Origin of the sequence: Acinetobacter sp. TYF_19, from assembly GCF_043105125.1 — a bacterium.
Lineage (GTDB): Bacteria > Pseudomonadota > Gammaproteobacteria > Pseudomonadales > Moraxellaceae > Acinetobacter > Acinetobacter johnsonii.
Map to the genome: position 1 here is coordinate 21993 of NZ_JBICLH010000069.1, position 16950 is coordinate 38942.

The following is a 16950-nucleotide window of genomic DNA, read 5'->3' on the forward strand; positions in this document are numbered from 1 at the left end:
GCATGAAATATGATGCCATCTGTCAAAAAGACCACCTTCAGGTGGTCTTTTTTATGGCTAAGCAAATATTGAATTTTAAATTTATTTTTATTTTACAAACACCTAGAATCAAAAAACACTCAAGAGTAGCGCTCTATTATATTCATTCACCTGTAACAAAGATTGCAAGATAGTAACACGATCACACAAAACAGGTTTTGACATTCACAAATGTCAAAAACACATCTCCTTTAAAAACAACAGCTTTATCGTAGCAGCAACCTTAATAATACGCTCTATAAAAACGAATAGTTAATTTGGACATGGAGTCCCAGAATGAAAAAAACATTGCTTTGTGTAGCAACGTCTATTGCTGCTTTACCTATGCTCACACATGCAGATTCACCTTATTTTAGTCTACAAGATGGTGATGGATTTAAACGCTTTTCTGTATCGGTCGGTGCTTTACATGTCATGCCACAAGGTAAAGCCCAACCTTTCCGTGTTAACACATCGGTTAAAGAAGGTGAAACTGCAAAAGTTGGAGATATCAAAGCACAAACGGTGCTCGACAATATCAAGCCAGGAAGTAGCGTCAATCCTCTCTTAAAGGCTACTCTTGATGGGCTAGCTTTAATTAATGCTGATGTCCCCTCAGCACTAAGTGGAACTGCTGAAATCCGTGGACTCAGTCAATGGGACAACCCAGGCACAGGTTTAGAAGCCGATGATGTCACCACATTGGGCATCATGACCAATTACTTTTTTACCGACAATATTTCTTTTGAAATGAAAGCTGGTATTCCGCCTAAAGTCGATTTACAAGGTAAAGGAAAAATTTATGCACCTTTTTCAGCAACTGCAACACCTATGGGCGGAGCTTTAGGAAATTTAGAACTTGAAAATGATATTTTCATTACCGACTTAGAAGCGCATGGTCCTGCGGCATCTGCACGTGCATGGACACCTGCTTTCGAGTTCCAATATCACTTTGGTAAAACAGGTGTGAATAAATTCCGTCCCTATGTCGGTGTTGGAATGATGTATGCATACTTTAATGAGTTGGAAATTAACCCACAAACTGAAAAAGATTTAATTGCGGCAGGTCATATGATTGCCAATATTAAAGAAGGAAATGCGGGTGCATCACTTGAGGGGAAAAAGAGCTTAGCCAATCCCAAAGTTAAGCTAGAAGCAACTGATGCCTTCGCGCCTATTGCAACTGTCGGTTTCACCTATGACTTTAATGATAAATGGTTTGCTGTCGGCTCGGTGTCCTATGCTCATCTTAAAAATGAAACCACGATCACCGTCAAAGATGCCACGCACGGTGAACTGATTAAATCCACAGCCGATATTGAAATTAACCCCATTCTGGCGTATGCAGGTGTCGGCTACCGGTTCTAAGCTTTAAAAGAACTACAAAAAAGACGACACTAAGTCGTCTTTTTTCATGAATATTCATTATTTTTATTGATCAAATAGTCAATTTTTTATCATCGCTTTCAGCAAATAATTCACTTAATATAGCGAACTCTAAGCTCATTTTTTGGTTGAAATATGTCAGAAACTCATTTTTCCAAACCGCTGATTTACATGCTCATTGGAAGTGCAATAATTCTGGCATTATCACTGGGTGTCCGACATGGCTTTGGACTCTACCTGGTGCCGATGAGTGATGAGTTTGGCTGGGGACATAATGTTTTTAGTCTAGCGATTGCGATGCAAAACCTAATTTGGGGCGCTGCACAGCCCTTTACAGGTGCATTAGCAGATAAATATGGCTCTAAAATCGTGGTTACCGTCGGTGGTGTGTTGTATACCATCGGTTTGCTGCTCATGGCAGTCAGCTCTACGGGTTGGTTACTCAACTTAAGTGTCGGTCTTATATTGGGCCTAGCATTATCTGCGACCTCTTTTTCTGTATTGTTATCCGCGGTGGGTCGTGCTGCACCGCCTGAAAAACGTAGCCTTGCTATGGGTATTGCCAGTGCAGCGGGTTCTTTTGGGCAGTTCATTATGCTGCCGTCAACCTTACTGCTGTTACAAAACTTTGGCTGGTCTGCGGCGTTGGTCGTTAGTGCACTTTTAATTGCAATGATTGTTCCTCTGGCTTGGATGCTCAAAGCTCCCGCCTTTGTTGTACCGAATGCGTCAACCAACCAAGTTCAGCTCAGCTTTAAAGATATATTAGTCATTGCGAAAAATCATAAACCTTTTTGGTTTTTATCTCTCGGTTTTTTGGTCTGTGGCTTCCAAGTGGTCTTTATAGGTATCCATTTACCCGGCTATTTGATTGACCATGGTTTTAATGCAACCACCGGAACTGTTTTCTTAGCACTGGTCGGTTTATTTAATATCGTTGGTACTTACACTGCGGGTTGGCTAGGTGGAAAATATTCTAAACCGAAGTTGCTGATGGGCTTATATGGGCTCAGAGGCATTGCCATTATTGCCTTTTTGATGCTCCCGCTCAGCACACTCACCATCTATAGCTTTGGTGTAGTGATGGGTTTATTATGGTTATCTACAGTGCCTTTAACCAACGGTATTGTGGCTAATATGTTTGGTATTAAGTACCTCAGCATGCTGAGTGGCATCGTGTTCTTTACTCATCAAGTTGGTTCATTTTTCGGTGGATGGCTAGGTGGTGTGAACCATGACGTGACAGGTAATTATGACTTGATTTGGCTGTTCTCTATTATTCTGAGTGTTTTTGGCGTACTAGTACATTTCTTTGTCGATGAAAAGGCGGTTGTCCATGACTAATTCATTTTTATGGCTTAAGTGTGGTATCGGCATTAGCATCGTTGCTTTGTTTGCTCTGGCGATTAGCCTTTGGCTGAATACGCCTGACCTGTTTGAGTATTTTAATCAGGCATTTTGCGCACATTAAATCTGCATATTTTGAGCTCAATATTTCATTATAAAAGAAAAGCAATATAATCAGCAGCTTAGCATTTTTTTAAATTTTTTCATAAGTTTAGAACTTCTTTTAATTTTAAGATTACACATATTTTGATTACATTTTCTCTAGACCCTATATCTAGAGAAAATAATCAAAATGACCGCATTAACCCAACTTTCACAAGCGATTCATGATGCCCCGCGTTGGCATCAACCTGAACGATTTCAAAATCCAGAAGAAATACAAATTATCCCACTGGCGGAAGAAGCCTTAGGTGCTGTGGTTTTTGGTTTAGATGCCCGTAAAGCCCAAGCAGGAGAAACCATCTATCGCTTAAAACAAACTTTGGCCGAATATCTGATTTTAATTTTTAAAAACCAAACTTTGGATGATCTGCAATATTTAGCCTTTGCCAGCTATTTTGGTTCTATTTTCCGCCCAAGTGCAGACAATCCAGTGCTTGCTAGCCAGACTGAGACTGGTGTTCCACCCGATGTGGTTCCTGTTTCCAATGCGGTCGGTCAAGGCGACTATACTGGTCATGGCGAACTCACCCCACATGCAGATCACCAGTGGACACCTCTTCCCTCTTTTGGCTCTCTGCTCTATGCCCTTGAGCTTCCTCAAGACGGCGGACAAACCTCTTGGTTCAATACCATCAAAGCCTATGATGCGCTTCCCAATGACGTCAAAAAGCAGATCGACCAGCTACAGCTGATTACTTATAACCCATTCGTCTGTGCGCAAAGTAATACAGGCAATACGGGTTATGGCGACAGTCCTTATTATCGCTTTAAAGATCAACCCATTTTAGGTCATGCCTATCCTCATCCCTTAGTCCGCACACATCCAGAATCTGGGCGTAAAGCGCTTTGGCTCAATACCCGTTCGGAAGTTGAATTACTCAATGTCGATGATACCGAAGGCAGTGAACTGATTGCTGCACTTCGTACGCATATCCTCAAACCTGAGTTTCGCTATGAACATCACTGGGAAACTGGAGATATTATCTTTTGGGATAATCAGGTGACACTACATTCACGTCGTCCCTTCCCTGTCGATCAACGTCGCTTACTCAAACGTATTAGTCTTGCAGGGGGGCGTCCGTACTAGGTGATAAATAAAATGAATAATTTATGGGTATGACACCAAAACGTCACGATTGTTTTAGATAATCTGTTAAAAAACCAATAAAAAAAGCCCATCGTTTGATGGGCTTTTTTATTTCTATGACTTAAGCATTGCGTTTCGCAAAGTCATCCATAAAATTCACTAGCGCTTGAACGCCTTCTAATGGAACCGCGTTATAAATACTTGCGCGCATCCCACCAACTGAACGGTGACCCGCAAGATTCAACAAATGGTTTTCTTCAGCTTCTTTAAGGAAAAGTTTTTCTAAGTCTGGATTCGCCAAAGTAAAGGGCACATTCATAATTGAACGGTTTTGCACAGCAATTGGGTTCGCATAAAAATCGCTTGCATCGATATAACCATAAAGCAGTTTTGCCTTTTCAAGGTTCACTTTATGAATCGCCTCAACACCACCTTGTTCAAGCAACCATTCAAACACCAGACCTGACAAGTACCATGCATAGGTCGATGGTGTATTGACCATCGAATCATTCTTCGCTTGTGAAGCGTATTTCAAGATGCTTGGAATTTCAGGTTTGGCTTGATCTAGCAGATCTTCACGAACAATAACTAAGGTTAAACCCGCTGGGCCAATGTTCTTTTGCGCGCCTGCATAGATGATACCGAATTTAGTCACATCAACAGGTGCAGACAAAATACTTGAAGACAGGTCTGCAACCAATGGCGCATTGGTTTCTGGAATAGCCGCAAACTGAAGACCACCAATCGTTTCATTGTCTACATAATGCACATAAGCCGCATCTTGAGATAAGTTCCAAGTGCTTGAGTCTGCAATGGCAAGTTTTCCATCAATTTGCGTACCCGCTTCAATGACGTTGATATCGCCATAGCGCTGCGCTTCTTTCAGTGCTTTCTCAGACCAAATTCCAGTATGGATATAGTCCGCCTTGCTGTTTTTACCCAACAAATTTAAAGGAATCGCGGAGAACTGAAGTGAAGCACCACCTTGAAGGAACAAGACTTTATAGTTCTCTGGAATGTTCATGAGTTTACGTAAATCTGCTTCTGCTTTTTCAGCCACAGCAACATAGTCTTTACTACGGTGACTCATTTCCATGATGGAAAGACCCTTGCCTTGCCAATCAAGCATTTCAGCTTGTGCTTTTTCTAAAACGGCAGTAGGTAATGCAGCAGGACCAGCACAGAAGTTGTACGCGCGCATGATTTTTCCTTTCAAAGTGAAACACAATAAAATGATGGCATTTAACCACAGATAGCCAGTGCTTGCAGTAAATTCAACTGAAAATATTTCAATGTAATCTCACCTTTACAGTCAAAAACTCAATCAAGATCAACGATCCAGTTTGAACTCATCACTGCTCAATCAATTACAGCAACACTTTCCCATTCACCTAAGTTCAAACGAAAGCATTTCCTTTGCTTAAAAATGTCGCTAATCTATTGATATACATTTGCAAATTAAACAATTCAGTAACTGAGTCAGCATTCAGAACAGTTAGATTATGCGTATAATGTGCAAAAATATAGAAAAGAGTCGTGCTCATGCCACAAAGACTATTCAACATGCTTAATACACCAGCCAACAAATACCTATTGCGTACATCACTGCCATCAATCTTGTCATTAAGCATGTTCGGTCTCAGTCTCGGAATCAGCTCGACGACTTTTGCTGCATCTATCAGCTATCAACAAGCTGAGCAAAGTGTGTTACAAGACTCGTATAGCACACAGGCCACCCAAGCCTTACAACAAGCTTCAAAACTAGAAGCAGAAGCGGTCAAAGGTTTGGGGCTACCTCGTATCGATCTGAACGTACGTGCTTATGCTTTTCATAATGAGCTCGATGTGCCTCTGGGTGCACTCAAAAATAATTTAGAACACACACTGACTGATGGTGTAGCCACGAAAATTGATGAGTGGCAAAACGCCTATCCAAATTTGGGCGATTTAAGTGGTTTAGAGCAAGGTATTGATCAAACCATCCACAAAGGTGTCGGGCTTATTCCGAATAGCTCGCAAATTACCTTAGAAGATCAAGTCATACGCCCGACGATTTCTGCAATGATGCCGCTTTATACAGGTGGGTTAACCTCAAGTGCGAAACAAGTCGCCAATATCAAAGCCAAACGTAGCGAACTCAATACAAAACAACAGCAAGACCTACAACGCTTTGAGCTGATTCAAGCCTATTTCAATGTTCAACTGCAAAAACAGTTGCTCGCGTCTAGCCAATATAATTGGCATGCAATGCAAAAACACTATGACAATGCTCTTAAACTCGAACAACAGGGCTTTATTAGTAAAGGCCAGCGCATGCAATTTGAAGTGGCAAAAAACAATGCACAGCGCAGTGAGCAAGCCAGTCAGGCCAATTTAAAAGCCAGTTTATTTCAACTGAATAACCTTTTACAAAGCAGCCAAATTACTGAACTCACCACACCACTCTTTATTAACAGTACCCAAAACCAAGATCTGAATACCCTACTCAGATCATATGCAGATCAATCGGCTTTAGTACAAAAACTGCAAATGGACACTCAATTGGCACAAGCCAATGTCACCGCACAAAAAGCCGCCAAGAAACCACATATTTTTGCCTTTGGTGAATACAGTCTAGACGATAAAAATAACTGGATCGTTGGCTTAGCCGCACAGTACAATCTGTTTTCAGGCATTGATAAAAACAAAAATGTCCAAGCAGCAGAGTTACAACGCTACGCTTCTGAACTGATGACAGCACGAACTAAACAAGAAATTGAAAATGTGATTTATAAATCGTATAGCGAAGCCACCACAGCGCAGCAAAGTGATCAGTTATTACAGCAAAATATAAAAGCAGCGCAAGAAAATTTACGTATACAAGAACTGTCCTTTAAAGAAGATATGGGAACAGCGACCCAAGTGATCGATGCACAAAATATGCTCAGTGCTTTAAAAGCAGAAACCGCACTGAATGCGTATAAATATGTCATGTCACTGGCGACGCTTCTACAAAGTCATGGTTCGATCCATCAGTTCCAAACCTATCTTCTGCAACCCAATACGCGATTTATTCGTTAATTCCTTGATGAGAGCCATTTAATGAATCAAGATCAAAACCAATCTGATCCGCAAAAACCTGAAAAACAAGAAGATCAAGTAGAGCCATCAACAGAGGAATTAACCACAAATAATACTCAAGAACAAGCACAGACTGAGAGAGAACAGACTGAGCCAGCATCAGCCAATACAAACCCCGAGCAAAAGTCCAAAGCGATCAAGCTGATTGGGGGGCTTGCTCTTATAATTCTATTCATCGTGATTGCTTTTGGACTGTGGAAGGCCTATCAACCGAAAACGGTTGAAATCCAAGGTCGGGTTGAGGCAGAAACGATCCATGTTAGCACCAAAGTGCCCAGTCGAATTGATGAGATTTATGTACATGACGGACAAAAGATCAGTAAAAACCAAGAACTCGTTCGACTGTATAGCCCTGAAGTCGATGCCAAAAAACAGCAAGCATTGGCCAGCTTACAGGCTGCTTTAGCACTCCAGTCCACCGCTGACCGTGGTTCTCAGGAAGAAAATATTGCGAGTTTATACGCCAACTGGCAAGCACTGAAAGCACAGCAAACTTTGGCACAAACCACCTATCAACGTGGTGCAAACCTGTACCAACAAGGTGTCATCTCCCGACAACGTCGTGATGAAATGCATGCTGCGGCGCAATCAGCTGCTCAAATGACAGAAGCGGCATATCAACAATACGCTCGGGCTGAACGTGGCAGCACTCCACAGCAAAAAAGTTCAGCAGATGCTCAAGTGCAAATTGCAAAAGCAGCTGTTGCTGAAGTCAATGCACTTGAAGCTGAAACCAAACTACTCTCCCCCATTGACGGTACTGTCTCTAAAACTTATGGCAAACCCTCTGAATTGGTAGCAATGGGGGTACCGATTGTCAGTATTATTCAAGATCGCGAGCTTTGGGTATCACTGAATATTCGTGAAGACCAATACGCCAACATCTACCAAGCAAAACAAATTGAAGGCTTTATTCCAGCCTTAAACCTGAATACCAACTTTAATATTAAGAATATTGATGCCGAAGGCGAATTTGCCACTATTAAGACTACACGCCAAACAGGAGGCTATGACATTCGTAGCTTTAAAGTTCATTTGACGCCTGCGCAAGCCATTCCAGACCTAAAAGTTGGCATGAGTGTGTTGTTTAAAGTCAAAGAGAGCAAATAATGCTAAGCGGGCTACTGCGGGAACTGAACTATTTACTGAAGCATAAGTGGGATCTATGTTTAGTCACGCTTGCCCCACTGTTTATTATCGTGCTTTTTTCCAGCATGTTTGCCCAAGGTAAACCCGAACATTTGCCTATTGCGATTATTGACCAAGACCAAAGTGAACTGAGCCAAAATATACAGCGCTACTTGAGACTCAACCATACTTTAGATGTCGCCATCGTCAGTGATCAAAATGCCGAAGTTGAAAAGCTGCTGAACCAAACTAAAGTTTGGGGTTACGTCAGTATTCCCCATGGTGCCGAGCAACGTTTTGTTCAAGCTAAAGATGCTGAAATCAGCATTGCCTATAACCAAAGTTACTTTAGTGTGGGGAACACCATTTCATCAGCCATGTTACTCAGCACAGTTGAAGCCATGGCAGACTATGCTGGTGAAAGCTATTTAGAAAATACTATTCCTTATTTAGATGTACCTACACCACACGTTAAAATTTCGACCTTATACAACCCAAATTTGAGTTATGAGTTCTATTTAGAACCCTTTATGATTCCTGCAATTTTGCATTTACTACTCTGCTGCTGTGTCGCATTTTCAGTCGGTCAAGAATTTAAGTTTGATACAGCGCAAAATTGGCTAAACAACCAATCTGCTTTTAAAGCCATCCTCACTAAAAACCTGACCTATGTACTAATTTTTACCTTATGGACATGGGCGTGGATGTTTTGGCTGATTGAGATTCGCGGTTGGTTTGTTGCAGGTCAGCTTTGGTTGATAATGTTGGCACAGCTTTTATTTTATAGCGCCTATGCCTTGATCAGTAGCACCATTGTTTTAGCCACCAACAACTTATCTAAAACCTTTGGTTTAATTGCTGTGTATGGTGGCTCTTCGCTCAGTTTTGCAGGAGTGACGCTCCCCTTAAATAACGCACCACTGTTTACCAAATTTTGGGCCAATATTATTCCTTACACACATTATGCCAAACTACAAACCGAACAATGGGTCATTGGTAGCCCAATCAGTTCATCGCTATTGCCTTTACTCATTCTTATTCTCTATGTGGTCTTTTACGCTGTAACCTCTGTCCTGCTGCTCAAAAAACGAATCAAAGGAGCAGTGTCATGAAGTCATTTTTGCACTATTACCTCAAGACATTTAGAGACATTATCACCAATCAGTCGATTTTAACCACGCTCATCCTCTCGGTGATTTTCTATAGTGTTTTCTATCCGACTGCCTACAAAGCACAGCAAGCAGAAGCTTTGCCCATTGTGATTGTGGATGAAGAACAAAGTATCGTGACCAATAACATCATTCAGCAAGTTTCGCTCAGTCCAAATGTTGAAGTGAAAGCTGTGACGGGCAATTTTCTCGATGCTGAAAATATGATTAAACAACAGCAAGCCGATGGTATTTTGCTCTTACCCGAAAATCTTTCCAATAGTCTTCGGCATGGCGAAGTCGGTGGGATTGGGCTCTATCTCAGCGCGGCAAACTTTTTAAAAACCAAACAAATTGGGCTAGGTCTCGCTACCTCAATTGAAAATGCTGTACGCGAACACATGGAAAAATTTGGCAATATTTCACACTTTTCACCAGCCATTTCCATTCATCAAACGCCGCTTTTTAACACCATGTCGGGTTATGGCAGTTATATTTTCCCCGCTATTGCTCCGCTGATTATTCATCAAACCATCGTGCTCGGTTTAGGGATGTTATTGGCCGGATACCGCGAACAGAAATGGCGACCAACGACGACGGAATTTTTTGCGATTTTTTGCGCCATCCTGACCATTGGTATGCTCGGTTGTTTATATTTATTTGGCTTTATTTATTGGTTAAATGACTACCCACATGGGGGAAATTTTAGTGGTATGTTACTGGCCGTGCCGATTTTTATAGGCTGTATCGTGGCTTTAGGCATGTTGATTTCAACATTTTTCGATATGCCTGAACGTGCGGGACATGTCATTGTATTTACCTCTATTCCGCTATTTCTACTTTCAGGAACAGCATGGCCACACGCCGCAATGCCCGCTTGGATGCAATACTTGGGCAATGTTTTGCCATCGACCCAAGGGATTCAAATGTTTATTCAACTGAACCAAATGGGTGTACCAACTACACTTATTCTGCCGAAACTACTCTATCTCTTTGTGTTTGGTATAGCGTGCGCAGCATTTGCTTATTGGCGTCTCAAGCATCGCTAAATTTTAGAACCTATTGATAGCAATCCTACCAATTTAATCCGTTGAAGCCCCATAAAGTTTGACATCAAAGCTGCGAATTTTTGTGCTTCCGCCGGCTTTGTCAAAACCAACATCGTATTGAACTAGGTTTTTATTGCTATAAGCATACTCATAGGTAACTGCATACAAACTTGGTTTTTCCGTCGATTTTTCAATGTGTTTCGATACAATTTTTTGAGTCGTTATGGCTTGTTTAGGAATCGATTTTGCAAATTTGCGCATGTCTTTTTCATGAGTTTTAAATTTACGCTGTAACTCTGGCTCAAAATAAGTATATAGCTGCGGAAAATCGCCCTGAGTAAAGGCTTGATAAGCCTGCTGAGCTGCTTTCTCTTGAGCAGGACTCGGATTTGGGATCGAATCCAATGCCTGTTGTCCCAATTTATCACACGCTGTTAAAGCCAACGCACAACTCAAAACCAGTAATTTTGCTTTCATAAAATCTTATCCACCACTCGGTCATCGCCAACACGAAAAAGGACGCCGAAGCGCCCTTTTCTTTTTCATTCAGTTAGTCTTCGTTCGATGTGTTGGTATCTGTTGTATTTTCAGATGCATCTACATTTACTTCGTCAACCACAGTTTCTTCAGTTGTTTCCATAGAAGCATCTAAAATATCATCTTCGACTTCAACTGCTTCAACAGCAACGACACCGACCAAGATTTCTTCATTACCTAAACGAATCAGACGTACACCTTGTGCATTACGACCCGTTCTAGCAACTTCAGAGGCACGAGTACGAACTAAAGTACCGCCATCAGAAATCAACATCAACTCTTTAGATTCATCAATGGCAACCGCACCGACCAACTCACCGTTACGTTCAGATGTTTTGATTGCAATGACACCTTTACCGCCACGTTTCTTGGTTGGGAAGTCATCTACTGGCGTACGTTTACCATAACCATTTGCAGAAGCACACAGTACTTCGCCAGTTTCAGGTACAACAACTAATGAAACAATACGGCTCGCCACATTTAAATCAGAAGATTCTTCATCATCTGAATCTGTGTCGGTTTCAACATCATCTTCGGTCTGGGCTGCAGCTAAAGTGACACGCATACCACGTACCCCTTTTGCAGTTCGTCCCATCACACGTGCATCAGTTTCAGAGAAGCGGATTGCTTTACCTTCATTTGAGAACAACATGATTTGCTGTTCGCCATCGGTGATTGCAACACCAATCAAGGTATCTTCTTCTTTTAGCTCAATCGCACGTAAGCCATTTGAACGAACATTACTAAATTGTTCTAATTCAACACGCTTGACTGTACCAGACGCTGTTGCCATAAATACAAAGAAATTCTTCCGCATTTTCTCTGCAAGATCAGCAAATTCAACAACTGTTTCATTGTCCAAATCTGTTGTTGAAAGCTCAACACCCAACTCTTTCAATTGCTTACGTAATGCATCAGAGAGTTCATCAGCATCTTCAGCCAACTCATCGAATGAAGCTTTTAACGCGTCATAATGCGCGTCGATAATACTATTTTCACGTAATGTCGCGACATTGCTACGCACAAAGTTTTTGAACTCAGCTAAGCGTTCTTTAAATTTCTTCGGCGCATCAATCACAGGAAGAATTGCTGTGATCGTCTCATCGGCATCCAGTGGCAATAAGTTCACCATTGGGCGACCTTTCGAACCACGCGATGCTTGAGGCACTTCAAACACTCTCAGGCGATAGACTTTACCAACATTGGTAAAGCACAACACTGTGGCATGGTTAGATGTCACAATCAGATGCTGGATGTAGTCATCTTCTTTCATCGAGGTCGCAGATTTACCACGTCCACCACGACGCTGCGCAGCATAGTCTGAAAGCGGTTGTGTTTTCGCATAACCTGTTTTTGAAACAGTCAGTACCACTTGCTCTTCAGGAATTAAATCTTCACGCGAGAAGTCAATACGAGACTCAACAATTGCGGTACGACGAGCATCACCGTATTGTTGCAAAATTAAAGCTAATTCTTCTTTAATCACTGCCATCAATAAATTGAAGTCATTTAAAATCGCTGTGAGTTCAGCAATTTGACCTAAAATTTCAGTATATTCAGATTGTAACTTGTCTTGTTCAAGACCTGTTAAACGGTGCAAACGAAGCTCAAGAATAGCACCGACTTGCGCAGGCGATAAACGATATATCTGACCATCTAAACCAAACGGACGGCTTGGGTCTTCACCTTCAATTTCGTCTGGACGTACAGAAACAGAACCTGCTTTTTCAAGCAGTGCAATTACATTGCCTGCTGCCCACTCACCTGCTTGTAAACGCTCACGCGCCTCAGCCGGATTTGCAGAAGTTTTAATGGTTTCAATGATCGCATCAATATTTGCTAATGCTACCGTCAAACCTTCTAAAATATGGCCACGTTCACGTGCTTTGCGCAACTCAAACATGGTACGACGCGTCACCACTTCTTGGCGGTGACGAATAAATGCCGCAACAATGTCTTTCAAGTTCATTAACTTTGGCTGGCCGTTGTCTAAGCACACCATGTTAATGCTGAATGAGTTTTCCAACTGCGTGTTTTGGAATAAGTTATTTACCACAACTTCAGCGTTTTCACCACGCTTTAAGTCAATGGCAATACGCATCCCGTCTTTGTCAGATTCATCACGTAGCTCAGAAATGCCTTCCAGTTTTTTCTCTTTCACCAACTCAGCGATACGTTCAATGGTTTTCGCTTTGTTGACTTGATATGGAATTTCTGTGAAAACGATCGTGGTACGACCTGTTTTTTGGTCTTCTTCAAAGTGGTATTTACCACGAATATGCAAACGACCTTTACCCGTACGGTAAGCATCAACAATGCCCGCTTTACCGTAAATAATGCCACCTGTAGGAAAGTCTGGACCCGAAATATATTCCATCAATCCTTCAATTGAAATATTTGGGTTTTCAGCATAGGCCAAACAAGCGTTCACGACTTCAGTCATGTTGTGCGGCGCCATATTGGTCGCCATACCCACAGCAATACCTGTAGTACCGTTAATCAGTAAGTTAGGAATACGCGTTGGCATCACTTGCGGAATACGTTCAGAGCCGTCGTAGTTATCTTCCCAATCCACCGTATCTTTTTCAAGATCGGCAAGAATTTCATGAGTCAACTTACGCATACGAACTTCGGTATAACGCATTGCAGCTGCGCTATCGCCATCGACCGAACCAAAGTTTCCCTGACCATCAACCAATTGATAACGCAAGCTAAAGTCTTGAGCCATACGAACAATGGTTTCATAAACAGCATAATCACCGTGTGGGTGATATTTACCGATCACATCACCAACCACGCGGGCAGACTTTTTATAAGCTTTGTTGTAGTCATTACCCAATTCGTGCATTGCATAAAGCACACGACGATGAACAGGTTTTAGACCATCTCGAACATCTGGCAAAGCACGAGAAACAATCACGCTCATTGCATAGTCAAGATACGAGTTCTTGAGTTCATCCTCAATCGCAATCGGTCTGATTTCCGATACGCTCATGCATACTCCTTATTCTACAAACGTAAAACCGCTTGCATTTATATGTCGTAAAACTTGCAAAATTATTAGTTCAAAATACTGAACTAAAAACTGAAATATAGCCGTAAATTATAGCATAAACACTCTGATTTTTGTGTCACGTCACCACAGTTAATCTCGTTAATTTTCTTTAATTTAGGGGTTATATTTTACACATGTATAGGATGTACATTTACAGCTCCATCACATTCCCTATTAACGTTGCGTAAAATGCAAAAAAGCCCTCATTTTTGAGAGCTTTAAGCCATGTCTTGCCTATCTTTGGACTTACTGATCGATCTCTTGCTTATCGCGCCGCATAATATGAAATGCCACCATAAACAAGCCCAATATTAAAGGAAACTCATATAGCTCCTCCATTAGGTCTTTATAAGCAATCTGATGTAAGAAAATTCCACCATAAATGCGACTGTGTTCAATGCCGTCAGAAATAATCAATCCCAACACCGTGAGCAGCATTGCCCAAGCAGGTATCGTAATGTTCTTCATTTTTATCGCAATCTCATCGCGCAATGGTTTAACCAATAACATAAATACGACTGAACCAATCAAAACCACCGAGATGCCACGAAAATATACTTTTGGGACTTCAGGGAAATAGTCTCTACCCCAACTGGTGCTACGCCCAAATAAAAGCAACCACCACAGTACAGCCCAGATCCAAAAATACTTTTTACCCTCAGGCAGACGCATCGGTTGCATGTAAAAATAGCTAAATACAGCAAATATCAATAAAAGTAACGCTTGAATATTTTCCACGCCGCGTACAACAGCACCACCTAAAAGTGGAAACTGTAGATCAGCTAAAAATGGAAAGATTAAACACAGAACAGCAAGGATCAGAACAGACCAAGATACGCGAGTATCAATCAGCAAGATTACAACTCCCAACTTAACAAAAAAAGTTTTATGTAAGTTAAGCTTAAAAATGAATGGCAAATAGTATCATAAATCTGAATATTCAGATGCACACTCAGCTTAAGAAATGCTTAAATTTTTATTATTATTTGCAGAATACAAGGACTTAAAATAACAAAATAAATATCGAGTAATTTTGATTTTTTATAATATTGAGATTGATTTACGCACATAAAAAAACACTCCTGCACATGACAGCTAAGCATTGCTTAAACTGCTTGCACAAAAGCGTTTTTTGAAACGTTGTCAGGAATTAGATTTTAGATACTAACTCTGGAACAACGGTATTCAAATCACCTACTAACCAGTAATCCGCTACTGCATTGATCGGTGCTTCTTCGTCTTTGTTGATCGCAACGATCACTTTAGAGTCTTTCATACCCGCCAAGTGCTGGATCGCACCAGAGATACCTACAGCGATATACAGGTCAGGCGCAACAATTTTACCTGTTTGGCCTACTTGCATGTCGTTTGGAACGAAGCCAGCGTCAACCGCAGCACGTGATGCACCTTGAGCGGCGCCCAATTTGTCAGCCAATGGATCAAGAACAGTATGGTAGTTCTCACCTGAACCCACACCACGACCACCTGAAACCACGATACGCGCAGCAGTTAATTCTGGGCGTTCAGATTTCACTATCTCTTCAGCAACAAACTTAGAGATACCAGCATCTTTTGCTTCGCTTACAGCTTCAACCGCAGCAGAACCACCTTCAGCAGCGACAGGGTCAAATGCTGTACCACGTACAGTACCAACAATGATTGCTTCATCAGACTGAACTGTTGCAATCGCGTTACCTGCATAGATTGGACGCTTGAACGTATTTGCAGATTCAACAGCAATGATGTCTGTAATCATACTCACATCAAGAAGAGCAGCCACACGTGGAAGAATATTCTTACCCGTTGTAGTTGATGCAGCCAATACGTGTTTGAAACCACCTTTAGCAATATCTGCAACCAAAGCTGCAACGTTTTCAGCCAATTGGTTTGCGTAAACTGCGTTGTCAGCAAGTAATACTTTGCTTACACCCGCAACTTTTGCAGCAGCATCAGCAACAGCTTGAGCGCCAGAACCAGCAACTAATACAGTGATATCACCACCGATTTTTTGAGCTGCAGCAACAACGTTTAAAGTTGCACCATTTAGTGCTTTGTTGTCGTGCTCAGCGATAACTAAAATACTCATGATTTTATCCTTCTGTATTAGATCACTTTCGCTTCATTTTTTAGTTTTTCTACAAGTTCGTCTACAGACTTCACTTGTACGCCAGCTTTACGTTCAGCAGGCGCTTCAACTTTAACTGTTTTAAGTTTAGTTGTCGTAGAAACACCAAAATCAGCAGGAGACTTCGTATCCAGCGGTTTTTTACGCGCTTTCATGATGTTTGGAAGAGCAGCATAACGTGGCTCGTTCAAACGTAAGTCAGTGGTGATGATCGCTGGAAGTGCAAGTTCAACAGTTTGTAAACCACCGTCGATTTCACGAGTTACTTGCACTTTGTCGCCATCAACTTTAACTTCAGAAGCAAAAGTACCTTGACCTGCACCTAGAAGCGCACCAAGCATCTGGCCGACTTGGTTAGAGTCATCATCAATTGCTTGCTTACCAAGAAGAATCAACTGAGGTTGTTCAGCGTCAACAACGCCTTTCAACACTTTCGCAATTTCTAAAGCACCCAGTTGGCTGTCATCAGCTTCAACTAAAATACCGCGGTCAGCACCAAGCGCCATAGCAGAACGGATTTGCTCTTGCGCTTCTTTAGGACCAATAGAAACAACGATGATTTCTGAAACAGTTCCTTTTTCTTTTAAGCGAACCGCTTCTTCCACTGCGATTTCACAGAATGGGTTAATTGACATTTTAACGTTGGTTAAGTCAACACCACTGTTGTCCGGCTTAACGCGAACTTTAACGTTGGCATCAACCACACGTTTTACAGCAACAAGAGCCTTCATGTAATCCTCGGCTGTTTTAGCAAATGTAAATGTTGAGAAAAGTTAGTTTAACTCTTC

At 41.6% G+C, this 16950-nt stretch carries 14 protein-coding genes; 8 read left to right on the forward strand and 6 right to left on the reverse strand.

What is annotated here, in order from left to right:
- Positions 1-315 precede the first annotated feature (315 nt).
- The 4 genes from ACF8FD_RS10180 to ACF8FD_RS10195 all read left to right on the forward strand — a co-directional run bounded on the left by ACF8FD_RS10180 (position 316) and on the right by ACF8FD_RS10195 (position 4000).
- On the forward strand, positions 316-1386 hold the full coding sequence (locus ACF8FD_RS10180; RefSeq protein ID WP_058870010.1) for an OmpW family protein: 1071 nt from the start codon (positions 316-318) through the stop codon (positions 1384-1386).
- 153 nt (positions 1387-1539) lie between these two features.
- On the forward strand, positions 1540-2748 hold the full coding sequence (locus tag ACF8FD_RS10185) for an MFS transporter (RefSeq protein ID WP_234304683.1): 1209 nt from the start codon (positions 1540-1542) through the stop codon (positions 2746-2748).
- Complete coding sequence (locus ACF8FD_RS10190; RefSeq protein WP_017397043.1) at positions 2741-2875, forward strand: hypothetical protein; 135 nt, start codon at positions 2741-2743, stop codon at positions 2873-2875. Before ACF8FD_RS10185 ends, ACF8FD_RS10190 begins: the two co-directional genes overlap by 8 nt.
- 168 nt (positions 2876-3043) lie before the next feature.
- A complete protein-coding gene (locus ACF8FD_RS10195; RefSeq protein ID WP_234304682.1) occupies positions 3044-4000 on the forward strand; it encodes a TauD/TfdA family dioxygenase in 957 nt (318 codons plus the stop codon).
- 121 nt (positions 4001-4121) lie between these two features.
- On the opposite strand, the gene serC is transcribed toward ACF8FD_RS10195, so the two are convergent.
- A complete protein-coding gene (serC, locus tag ACF8FD_RS10200) occupies positions 4122-5201 on the reverse strand; it encodes a 3-phosphoserine/phosphohydroxythreonine transaminase (protein WP_004982544.1) in 1080 nt (359 codons plus the stop codon).
- 341 nt (positions 5202-5542) lie between these two features.
- On the opposite strand from serC, the gene ACF8FD_RS10205 reads away from it, so the two are divergent.
- Genes ACF8FD_RS10205 through ACF8FD_RS10220 form a run of 4 tightly spaced genes read left to right on the forward strand, consistent with a single transcriptional unit; the run spans position 5543 to position 10445 of the window.
- Positions 5543-7060, forward strand: coding sequence for a TolC family protein (locus tag ACF8FD_RS10205; protein ID WP_392453353.1), 1518 nt, complete (start codon positions 5543-5545; stop codon positions 7058-7060).
- 21 nt (positions 7061-7081) lie between these two features.
- Complete coding sequence (locus ACF8FD_RS10210; RefSeq protein ID WP_234304681.1) at positions 7082-8230, forward strand: HlyD family secretion protein; 1149 nt, start codon at positions 7082-7084, stop codon at positions 8228-8230.
- Entirely contained in the window at positions 8230-9360 is a 1131-nt protein-coding gene (locus ACF8FD_RS10215) for an ABC transporter permease (RefSeq protein WP_234963599.1), read from the forward strand. Before ACF8FD_RS10210 ends, ACF8FD_RS10215 begins: the two co-directional genes overlap by 1 nt.
- Positions 9357-10445, forward strand: a complete 1089-nt coding sequence (locus ACF8FD_RS10220) for an ABC transporter permease (protein ID WP_234304679.1) — start codon at positions 9357-9359, stop codon at positions 10443-10445. The genes ACF8FD_RS10215 and ACF8FD_RS10220 overlap by 4 nt, the downstream gene beginning before the upstream one ends.
- A 33-nt stretch (positions 10446-10478) precedes the next feature.
- On the opposite strand, the gene ACF8FD_RS10225 is transcribed toward ACF8FD_RS10220, so the two are convergent.
- The 5 genes from ACF8FD_RS10225 to ACF8FD_RS10245 all read right to left on the reverse strand — a co-directional run bounded on the left by ACF8FD_RS10225 (position 10479) and on the right by ACF8FD_RS10245 (position 16893).
- Positions 10479-10922 (reverse strand): hypothetical protein, encoded by a 444-nt coding sequence (locus tag ACF8FD_RS10225; protein ID WP_004982555.1) that lies wholly within the window; start codon positions 10920-10922, stop codon positions 10479-10481.
- 73 nt (positions 10923-10995) lie between these two features.
- Positions 10996-13977, reverse strand: a complete 2982-nt coding sequence (gene gyrA / locus ACF8FD_RS10230; RefSeq protein WP_392453354.1) for a DNA gyrase subunit A — start codon at positions 13975-13977, stop codon at positions 10996-10998.
- Between the two features lie 306 nt (positions 13978-14283).
- The gene (locus tag ACF8FD_RS10235; RefSeq protein ID WP_201952015.1) at positions 14284-14892 is read right to left on the reverse strand and encodes a hypothetical protein; all 609 of its coding nucleotides are present in this window, start codon (positions 14890-14892) and stop codon (positions 14284-14286) included.
- A gap of 295 nt (positions 14893-15187) precedes the next feature.
- The gene (locus tag ACF8FD_RS10240) at positions 15188-16123 is read right to left on the reverse strand and encodes an FAD-binding protein (protein WP_004982561.1); all 936 of its coding nucleotides are present in this window, start codon (positions 16121-16123) and stop codon (positions 15188-15190) included.
- A 17-nt stretch (positions 16124-16140) separates the two neighbouring features.
- Positions 16141-16893: an electron transfer flavoprotein subunit beta/FixA family protein gene (locus tag ACF8FD_RS10245; RefSeq protein ID WP_005400499.1), complete on the reverse strand. Its 753-nt coding sequence runs from the start codon at positions 16891-16893 to the stop codon at positions 16141-16143.
- Between the last annotated feature and the right edge of the window lie 57 nt (positions 16894-16950).

Bases quoted from the DNA above. Each gene is read 5' to 3' on its own strand.
- ACF8FD_RS10215 (WP_234963599.1), top strand. From the start codon at position 8,230: ATGCTAAGCGGGCTACTGCGGGAACTGAACTATTTACTGAAGCATAAG.
- ACF8FD_RS10205 (WP_392453353.1), top strand. From the start codon at position 5,543: ATGCCACAAAGACTATTCAACATGCTTAATACACCAGCCAACAAATAC.
- gyrA (WP_392453354.1), bottom strand. From the start codon at position 13,977: ATGAGCGTATCGGAAATCAGACCGATTGCGATTGAGGATGAACTCAAG.
- ACF8FD_RS10240 (WP_004982561.1), bottom strand. From the start codon at position 16,123: ATGAGTATTTTAGTTATCGCTGAGCACGACAACAAAGCACTAAATGGT.
- ACF8FD_RS10220 (WP_234304679.1), top strand. From the start codon at position 9,357: ATGAAGTCATTTTTGCACTATTACCTCAAGACATTTAGAGACATTATC.
- ACF8FD_RS10190 (WP_017397043.1), top strand. From the start codon at position 2,741: ATGACTAATTCATTTTTATGGCTTAAGTGTGGTATCGGCATTAGCATC.
- ACF8FD_RS10195 (WP_234304682.1), top strand. From the start codon at position 3,044: ATGACCGCATTAACCCAACTTTCACAAGCGATTCATGATGCCCCGCGT.
- ACF8FD_RS10225 (WP_004982555.1), bottom strand. From the start codon at position 10,922: ATGAAAGCAAAATTACTGGTTTTGAGTTGTGCGTTGGCTTTAACAGCG.
- ACF8FD_RS10180 (WP_058870010.1), top strand. From the start codon at position 316: ATGAAAAAAACATTGCTTTGTGTAGCAACGTCTATTGCTGCTTTACCT.
- ACF8FD_RS10245 (WP_005400499.1), bottom strand. From the start codon at position 16,893: ATGAAGGCTCTTGTTGCTGTAAAACGTGTGGTTGATGCCAACGTTAAA.
- ACF8FD_RS10185 (WP_234304683.1), top strand. From the start codon at position 1,540: ATGTCAGAAACTCATTTTTCCAAACCGCTGATTTACATGCTCATTGGA.
- serC (WP_004982544.1), bottom strand. From the start codon at position 5,201: ATGCGCGCGTACAACTTCTGTGCTGGTCCTGCTGCATTACCTACTGCC.
- ACF8FD_RS10210 (WP_234304681.1), top strand. From the start codon at position 7,082: ATGAATCAAGATCAAAACCAATCTGATCCGCAAAAACCTGAAAAACAA.